Origin of the sequence: Nocardioides sp. J9, assembly GCF_007829375.1 — a bacterium.
Lineage (GTDB): Bacteria > Actinomycetota > Actinomycetes > Propionibacteriales > Nocardioidaceae > Nocardioides.
The window spans coordinates 1-8,506 of record NZ_VLJQ01000124.1; the positions used below are offsets into that span (position 1 = coordinate 1).

General features: G+C 75.3%; 9 protein-coding genes. All 9 read left to right on the forward strand.

Annotated features, from left to right (window positions below; translation table 11 throughout):
- Positions 1 to 330 (forward strand): HNH endonuclease signature motif containing protein (locus L615_RS23595; RefSeq protein WP_186449961.1); only part of this gene is annotated, 330 nt, incomplete at its 5' end.
- 541 nt (positions 331 to 871) lie between these two features.
- The gene (dapD, locus tag L615_RS20995) at positions 872 to 1,813 is read left to right on the forward strand and encodes a 2,3,4,5-tetrahydropyridine-2,6-dicarboxylate N-succinyltransferase (RefSeq protein WP_261376799.1); all 942 of its coding nucleotides are present in this window, start codon (positions 872 to 874) and stop codon (positions 1,811 to 1,813) included.
- Between the two features lie 33 nt (positions 1,814 to 1,846).
- Positions 1,847 to 2,806, forward strand: coding sequence for a hypothetical protein (locus L615_RS24625; protein WP_315897798.1), 960 nt, complete (start codon positions 1,847 to 1,849; stop codon positions 2,804 to 2,806).
- Positions 2,807 to 2,870: 64 nt separating this feature from the next.
- Positions 2,871 to 3,413 carry an RNA polymerase sigma factor gene (locus L615_RS21005; protein WP_028657291.1) on the forward strand — a complete coding sequence of 181 codons (543 nt, stop codon included), beginning with the start codon at positions 2,871 to 2,873 and terminating at the stop codon, positions 3,411 to 3,413.
- Positions 3,410 to 4,237, forward strand: a complete 828-nt coding sequence (locus L615_RS21010) for a hypothetical protein (RefSeq protein ID WP_145726364.1) — start codon at positions 3,410 to 3,412, stop codon at positions 4,235 to 4,237. Before L615_RS21005 ends, L615_RS21010 begins: the two co-directional genes overlap by 4 nt.
- A complete protein-coding gene (locus tag L615_RS21015; RefSeq protein WP_051486316.1) occupies positions 4,237 to 5,094 on the forward strand; it encodes an ABC transporter ATP-binding protein in 858 nt (285 codons plus the stop codon). Before L615_RS21010 ends, L615_RS21015 begins: the two co-directional genes overlap by 1 nt.
- Positions 5,091 to 5,660 carry a hypothetical protein gene (locus L615_RS21020; protein WP_145726365.1) on the forward strand — a complete coding sequence of 190 codons (570 nt, stop codon included), beginning with the start codon at positions 5,091 to 5,093 and terminating at the stop codon, positions 5,658 to 5,660. Before L615_RS21015 ends, L615_RS21020 begins: the two co-directional genes overlap by 4 nt.
- Positions 5,657 to 7,531: a nucleoside hydrolase gene (locus L615_RS21025; protein ID WP_145726366.1), complete on the forward strand. Its 1,875-nt coding sequence runs from the start codon at positions 5,657 to 5,659 to the stop codon at positions 7,529 to 7,531. The genes L615_RS21020 and L615_RS21025 overlap by 4 nt, the downstream gene beginning before the upstream one ends.
- An 80-nt stretch (positions 7,532 to 7,611) precedes the next feature.
- A partial coding sequence (locus L615_RS23600; RefSeq protein WP_222430647.1) for a hypothetical protein occupies positions 7,612 to 8,506 on the forward strand: 895 nt, incomplete at its 3' end.

An 8,506-nucleotide genomic window follows, 5' to 3' on the forward strand; every position in this document is an offset into this window, starting at 1 on the left:
GTGGACTCGTACGAGATCCCCGACAGGCACCGGCAACGGGTCCAGCTGCGCGACCACACCTGCCGCTTCCCCGGCTGCACCGTCAGGGCGACGCGCTGCGACCTCGACCACTCGGTCGAGCATGCTCGCGGCGGCCCGACGTGCCCGTGCAACCTCGTCCCGCTCTGCCGACGCCACCACCGGGCCAAGACCTTCTCGCTTTGGCGCTACGTGACGGTGCAGTCCGGCCACTACCTCTGGATGTCACCGAACGGCCGCCACTTCCTCGTCGGTCCGGCGGGCACGAAAGTCCTGGACACCCCGCGCCCCCTCGACCCCGACGACTACTAGCCACCACGCCCCACACCCCGCCTGACGGCGGGGTCACAGGCATGTCCGGCGACCTAGGACTGGCCGCTGGCTGAGGTGCGAGGCGCCCCGCGCCGACCTCCCGCCGCTGGTTGAGGTGCGAGGCGCCCCAGCGCCGAGCCTCGAAACCAGTGGCACCGATGCACCCGGCTGTGCCCACCACAGCCCGCCATCAAGGCCCGGAGGTTTCGAGGCTCGGCCGCGGGCGGCCTCGCACCTCAACCACCGGGAGCTAGGCGTCGTCGCGAACCCCAGGCTTGCCGCCAGACGGACTGTGCCACCTACCGAAGCCAACTGCGCGCGCGGCAGCGTGGCGCCCGCGCCGGAGGCGCGTCGAGGGCAAGTGCGGGCCGAGCGCAGCGAGCGCCTGCGCGCGAACCTCGACAGGCGACACGCTCGCGCCAGACAACACGGCGGGGGCCAGTCGGCTACGGTGCGCGGCCGCCGACACCAACCACGAGGCCAGATGAACGTCACGCCCCACGGACACCCCCTCTCCCCGGCGGCCCTAGACTCTCCTCACGTGACTGCTGCCTGGGGCTTCGGCCTGACCACGTACGCCGCCGACGGCGAGACCGTCCTCGACACCTGGTTCCCTGCTCCGCAGCTGGGCGAGAAGCCCGCGGACGCGGTGGCGCCGGCCGAGCTGACCGCGCTCGAGGGCGCGGACGAGGCGCGGGGGGTGACCCGCAAGGTCAACCTGGTCGAGGTCGCGGACCTGGCCGCGGCGCCGGTGAGCACGGTGGAAGTGTGGCTGCGGCTCCACCTGCTGTCGCACCGCCTGGTGCAGCCGCACGGGCAGAGCCTCGACGGCATCTTCGGCCTGCTCACCAACGTGGTGTGGACCTCGGCGGGTCCGTGTGCGGTCGAGGGCTTCGAGCTGACCCGGGCGCACCTGCAGGCGGCGGGCCAGCACGTCACGGTGTACGGCGTGGACAAGTTCCCGCGCCTGGTGGACTACGTCATCCCGGCGGGTGTCCGGATCGCCGACGCGGACCGCGTCCGGCTCGGGGCGCACCTGGCCGAGGGCACGACGGTCATGCACGAGGGCTTCGTGAACTTCAACGCCGGCACGCTCGGCACGTCGATGGTCGAGGGCCGGATCTCGGCGGGCGTCGTCGTGGGCGACGGCTCGGACGTGGGCGGCGGCGCCTCGATCATGGGCACGCTGTCGGGCGGTGGCAAGGAGGTCATCTCGATCGGCCAGCGCTGCCTGCTCGGCGCGAACGCCGGCATCGGCATCTCGCTAGGCGACGACTGCGTCGTGGAGGCGGGTTGCTACGTGACGGCCGGCACCAAGGTCACCGTGCTCGAGCCGGGCAAGGACGCGCGCGTGGTGAAGGCCCGTGAGCTCTCCGGCGCCAGCAACGTCCTCTTCCGACGCAACTCGGTCTCCGGTGCGATCGAGGCCGTGCCGCGGCAAGGCGAGGGCATCGCCCTCAACGCGGCGCTGCACGCGAACTGAGGCCCTCCTTGTCCTGTTCCGGACACTGAGGGTGTGAGGGCGAGAGCAACGGCGCTGGTCGGTGGCGTCGCGGTCGTGGCGACCGTGGCGGTCGTCGGCATCGCCGTGCTGCGGGCGACCGACTCCATCGTGGGCGGGCCGAGCGGCGACTGCACGGTCACCGTCGGCGGGCACACGGTGGAGGTGTCGGGCGAGCAGGCGGAGAACGCGTCGCTGATCACGGCGATCGCCGTACGCCGCGGGCTGCCCGCGCGGGCGGCGTCGATCGCGCTGGCGACGGCCTACCAGGAGTCCAAGCTCGCCAACATCGACTACGGCGACCGCGACTCGCTCGGCCTGTTCCAGCAGCGGCCCTCGCAGGGCTGGGGCTCGCCGGAGCAGGTCCTCGACCCCGTCTACTCGACCAACGCGTTCTACGACGCGCTCGAGAAGGTCGACGGCTACGAGAGCATGGAGATCACGGTCGCCGCGCAGCGCGTGCAGCGCTCCGCGTTCCCGAACGCGTACGCCGACCACGAGGCCGACGGGCGGGCGCTCGCGTCGGCGCTGGCAGGCCACTCCCCCGCGACGTTCAGCTGCGACCTCGACGGCGGCGCGCCGACCGCGGACGCCGACCTGACGCCGAGCGGGCTGACCCCGCGGGCGGAGAAGGTCCGCAAGGAGCTGCTGGAGCGCTTCGGCCGGCTCTCCCTGGGCGGCTACGCCCCCGGCGGCGTCAGCTCCGGGCACATGGAGGGCTCGGCGCACTACGACGGGCGCGCCATCGACGCCTTCGTGCGCCCGATCAGCCCGGCCAACAAGACCAGGGGCTGGGCGATGGCGCACTGGGCCGTCGCAAACGCGGCACGCCTGCAGATCCGCACGGTGATCTTCGACGACCGGATCTGGACCGCGGGCCGGGAGGGCTGGCGCGACTACGACCCGCCGCGCTCGTCGGGCGACCGGGCGATCCTGGAGCACCGCGACCACGTCCACATCGACGTCTTCAGGTGACCGCGCACCACTCTTTTTTCGCGATGCGTGAACCGTTCGGCGTCCTCGCTGGAACAGTGTTGACGTGCTGGCAGAACACCCCGACGAGCGCGACGACCGTGCGCTCCTGTCCGCGATCGCCGAGGGCGACCGCGGGGCGCTGCACACGCTCTTCACCCGGCACCAGCCGTGGCTCGCGGCGCGTGTGGCGCAACGCTGCGGTGACCCCGCCGTGGTCGCCGACGTCGTCAACGACACCTTCCTGACGGTCTGGCAGAAGCCGCGGCGCTACCGGGGCGAGGGCGAGGTCGCGGCGTGGTTGTGGGGCATCGCCGTGCGCACCCTGCTGCACCGGGTCCGGCCGCGGAAGTCGGTGCTGGAGAAGCTGACCCGGGTGCGCCAGGAGGACCTCTCCTCCGCGGAGGAGATGGTGCTGCTGCGGCTGGAGCACACCGACGTGGGCCAGGCGCTGCAGCGGCTCTCCCCCGAGCTGCAGGCCGTCGTCCGCGCGACCGTCATCGACGGGCTGAGCACCACCGAGGCGGCCCGGCTGCTCGGCATCCCGAGCGGCACCGTCAAGAGCCGGATGAGCCGTGCGCGGCTCCAGCTGAGGGAGGCCCTGCTGTGACCGAGTGGCACCTGGACACCGACGACATCGACACCTACCTGCGCACCGCCGGCGACCTGGCCCGTACGGCGTCCGCCGAGACCCACCTGCTCGCGTGCGCCTCGTGCCGCGCCCGGCTGGCGACCGTGTCCGCCCAGGCGCGGCCCACCGCGCTGGACGCGGCGTGGGAGCGCCTCACCGCGGACGTGGACCGGCCCTCGCGGCTGCGCCGGCTGCCCGGCAGCGACCGGCTCCGGCTCGTGGTCGGCGCCCCTGCCCTGGTGCGGGCGACGCTGCTCGCCGCGGCGGTCGTCGGCGTCGCCCCCGTCGTGCTCTCCACCGTGTCGGGCCGCGGCGGCCTGCTGCTCCTGCTGCTCCTCGCACCGCTGGCGCCGATGGCCGGCGTCGTCGTCGCCTTCCGCGCCGGCCACGACCCGGCCGGCGAGATGAGCCTCGCCGCGCCGGTTGCCGGGCTGCGCCTGGTCGCCCTGCGTGCCCTCGTCGTGTGCGCGGTGGCCGTGCCCTGCGCGCTCGCCGGCTTCGCCGCGGTGGGTGGGCTCGGCGGCTCCGTCCCGGCAGGCCTGACGACCGCGTGGCTGCTGCCGGGCGCCGCGCTGGCGGGCACGACCTTCGCCGCCGGCACCACGCGCCTCGACCCGCTGGCGGTCGCCACCACCCTGGCGGCGCTGTGGACCCTGGCCGTCCTCACCGTCGCCAGCGCCGGCAGCGACCGGCCCGGCTTCGACCTGTCCGCCACGGCCGAGCTGGTCGCGGCGTCGTCCACCCAGGCGGCCGCCGTGAGCCTCGCGCGCCGCGAGGCCGTCGTCTACCGGAGGGCACTGTGATGAGCACGCGCGTCGACCGCACCGCCGGGGTCGTCGGCACCGGCCTGACCAAGCGCTACCGCGGCACCGTCGCCGTCGACGGCGTCGACCTCGAGGTCTCCGGCGGCGTCGTCGGGCTGCTCGGACCCAACGGCGCCGGGAAGAGCACGGTGCTGCGGATGGCGGCGACCGTCCTGGCGCCCGACTCCGGCTCCCTGTCCCTGCTCGGCCTCGACCCGTCGCACCACGACGAGCGGGTCGAGATCCGCCGGCGGCTGGGCTACCTGCCGCAGGACCCGGGCCTCTACCCCGGCTTCACCCCCTTCGACCTCGTCGACTACGTCGCCGTCCTCAAGGAGCTCACCGACCCGGGTCGGCGCCGCGACGAGGTGCGCCGCGTGCTGGAGGAGGTCGACCTGGCCGACGTGATGCACAAGAAGATCCGCAAGCTCTCCGGCGGCATGCGGCAGCGGGTGGCGCTCGCCGCGGCGATGGTCGGCCGCCCCGACCTGCTGGTGCTCGACGAGCCGGCATCCGGCCTCGACCCCGAGCAGCGGCTCCGGCTGCGCTCGCTGCTGTCCGCGGCACCGACGGTGCTGATGTCGACGCACGACACCAGCGAGGTCGCTGCCCTGTGCCACCGCGTGGTCGTGCTGCTCGCCGGCATGGTCGTCTTCGACGGCACACCCGGCGACCTCGCCGAGCTGGCCCGCGGCCGGGTGTGGGAGGACGACCGCCAGGATCCCGACGCGTTCCGCAGCTGGCAGACCGCCGAGGGCGCCTGGCGCCACCTCGGCGAGCCGCCGCCCGCTGCCGGGCTGGTCGACCCGACCCTCGACGACGGCTACCTGCTGCTCGCCCGCGGGACGCACCGGTGACCGCGACCGCCCTCGCACCCGCGTGGGTGCGACCCACCGCCCGTGCCCTGCCCACGGCGCCGCTGCTCGGCGCCGCCGTCGCGGTCGTCGGACTCGCGACCGCGCGGCTGCTCGTCGACGGCTTCACGTCCGCACCGCCCGGGTTGCTCGAGGCGCTGCTCGCCGGCACGGTCGTCGCCGCGCTGCACGACCCGGCCGCCGACCTGCTCGCCGCCAGCCCGACCGGCCGGCTGCACCGCCACGCCCACCGGCTGTGGCTCGTCCTCCCCCTCGCCCTCGCCCTGTGGGTGCTGCCCACCGCGGCCGGAGACCTCGTCGACTCGACCGGGTGGCCGACCGGCCCCGTCGTCGCGCTCACCGCGACCGGCGTCGCGCTCGCGCTGCTGCTGCCGGGACCGTCCGGCGTGACCCTCGGCAGCGCCGTCACCCTCGCGTGGGGCGCGGCCACCTTCGTCGTACCGCCGGAGGACGCAGGGCTTCTCCTCCCCTGGCTCCACCACCCCTGGCTGCACTGCGCAGCCGTTGCCGCCGTTCTCGGGCTCACCCTCCCCAGGAGGCGACGTTGACCACCCTCACCTCCCCCGCACCGCCCGGACGCCGGGCCGTCCTCGCCCTCGCGCGGATCGAGGCGCTGCGCCTGGTCCGCCACCCGGCACCGTGGCTCGGCATCGCCGCGTCGGCGTGGATGCTGACGACCACGAACGACGGCTGGGCGACCGCCGAGTACCAGGGCTACCTGGCCGCGCTCACCCCGCTGTGGCTCGGCATCGCCGTCGCCGTCGTGGGCGCCGGGGCCCGAGGGCTCGTCCCGCTGGCCGAGGCCGCCCCGGTCCAGGAGACCAGCCGTGCCGTGGCGCGCTTGCTGGGCGGAGGCGTGCTGGTCCTGCTGGCGGCCGCGGTCGTCCTCGCGGCCCGCATCGCACTCGGGGCCACCGGCGGGCTACGCCTCGGTGACGAGCCCGGCCGCACCGAGCACGCGGTCTACACCCTGCCCGAGCTGCTGCAGCCGGTCCTGCTCGCGGCCTTCGCCGTCGCCCTCGGCCTTGCCCTGGTGCGGGTGGTGCGCAGCCGGCCGGCGGCGTGGTTGCTGCTGCTCGTCCTCTGGTTCGTCGTCGGTGCCGTCTACTGGGCGTGGAGCAGCCGGCCGGCCACCTTCCTGACCCCGGTGCAGGTCCAGCCGTTCTACGTCGGCGTCGCACCTGCCACCGCCGACCCGAACGGCTTCCCGGACGCGTGGCTGCTCGCGGCGCCGAACGACTACCAGGACTACTGGGCCCGGCTGGTCGTCTCCCCCGGTGTCGCCGGCGCGCACGACCTCTACCTGGTCGGGCTCACCCTGCTGCTCGCCGCCACCACCGTCCCCCGTCGGGCACCGCTGCGCCGCTGGCTCCCCCCCCCCCGCGGCCGCCCCCGCGCCCCGCGGGCCCCCCGCCGCTGGCCTGCTCGGCGCCGGCGTCGGTGTCGTGCTCCAGCTGGCGCTGGCGCCATGAGGCGCCGCGCCGCGGCCGTCCTGCTCGCCGGTCTCGTGGCGCTGACCGCCTGCACCGCGCCGTACGACGACGACGGCGGCCCCGGGGGGCTCTCGGCCGTCCCGGTGAAGCGCGACCCGCGCCCGGTGGTCGTCGACACCGACCTCGGCCGCGACGACCTGGCCGCGATCGCCGTGCTGGTGCGGCACCCCGAGGTGGAGGTCGTCGGCTTCACGATCGCCACGACGGGGCTCGTCGGGTGCGCCGACGGACGCCGGGTCCTGGGCGCCCTGCTCGCCCTGGTCGGCGTCGCGCCCGTGACCACCGCCTGCGGGCGTGACGACGCCGGGCCGGATGGGCGGGCGTTCCCCGCGCCGTGGCGCCGGCAGGCGGCCGGCGGTTTCGGCCTCACGGGCGGCGCCCCGCTGCCGCAGGCACCGGTGCCGGCGGAGCGGCTGGTCGCCGCCCTCACGTCCTCCTACCCCCGCCTCGAGCTGGTCGCGCTCGGTCCGCTCACCAACGTCGCGGCCCTGCGTGCGGCGCACCCCGACGAGTACGCGCGGCTCCGTGCGGTGCACGTGATGGCCGGCAGCCGCTCCGGCCCGGCCGTGGCGGGGGCGGTGGAGTGGAACGCGGCGGCCGACCCGTCGGCCCTGCGGGAGGTGCTGTCCGACGACGGCGTCGCTCCACCGCTGACGCTGGTGCCGGCCGACGCCGTCCCGCAGGGCACGCCCCCGGCGCTCGCCGGCGCCGGCCTGGGCCAGGTCGCCGAGGGCCTGGACACGTGGTGGGACCTGGCCGCGGCGGCCGCCTTCCTCGACGCCTCCGCCGACCTGGCGGCCGAGCGCGGCGCCTGGTCGGTCGCACCCGACGGACGGCTCAGCCGTGCGGGCGACGGCCGGGTGCGCCTGGTGAACCAGGTGCCGGCCGACGTGGTCGACGAGCTGTGTCGGACGTCGCTGGCCTGAGGCCGAACCGTTCGGGCCCCTCGCTGCAGCAGAGCAGGTGACGACGCCGCACCCGGCGGCGGGTTCACGGAAGGACATCGATGAAACGCCTGCTCATCCCCTCGGCGGCCAGCGCCCTCGCGCTGCTCGCCGCGATCACCCCGACGGCACCCGGCCTCGCGGCCCCGCCGCCGGGCGACGGCGACCTCGACCTCGACCCGCCGACGATCGCGATCACGCCCGACCAGCCGCTCGTGGACGGGTGGTCCACCGGCGCGGTCACGCTCGCGGTCAAGCTCACCGACGTCGGGTCCTCCGGCGTCGGCGGCGGGCGCTGGACCCTCACCGGAGCGACCAGCCGGTCCGGCTCGATCGTGGCCACCTCGGCCAGCATCCAGGTCGAGAACCCCGGTCGCACCACGCTGACCGTCGAGGCGTGGGACCGCGACGGCAACGAGGCCGAGCGGCAGCTCGAGGTCGGGGTCGACACGGCCGCCCCGACCATCACCCTCGGCCCGAACCTCGCCGCCCTCGACGGCGGGTCCGTCGACCCCGGCACCACCACCGTCGACTACTCCTGCGCCGACGCCGGCTCCGGCGTCGCGTCCTGCACCGGCGACCTCCCCGTCGGGGCCGCGCTCGACACCGGGACCACCCGGAGCTTCACGATCGTCGCCACCGACCGCGTCGGCCGCACCACCGAACGCACCCTCTCCTGGCAGGTCAAGGACCAGCCCTGGCACGTGCCCACCCAGCCGACCTTCAGCCCTGCCGGGGACATCCACGTCGGCGACACCCTGACCGCCGACCCGCTCGAGATCACCCCGACGCCGGACGAGGTCCACTACCAGTGGTACCGCGACGGCGCCCCGATCCCGGGGGCCACCGGGGCGTCGTACACGACGACCGTGGAGGACGCCGGGGCGGAGGTCCGCTACATCGCCATCCCGTCGAAGCCGGGGTACGCCCCGCGTGCGGGCTTCGCGAGCGACTGGC

Coding starts and splice junctions, on each gene's coding strand:
- L615_RS21015 (WP_051486316.1), top strand. CDS start 4,237: ATGAGCACGCGCGTCGACCGCACCGCCGGGGTCGTCGGCACCGGCCTG.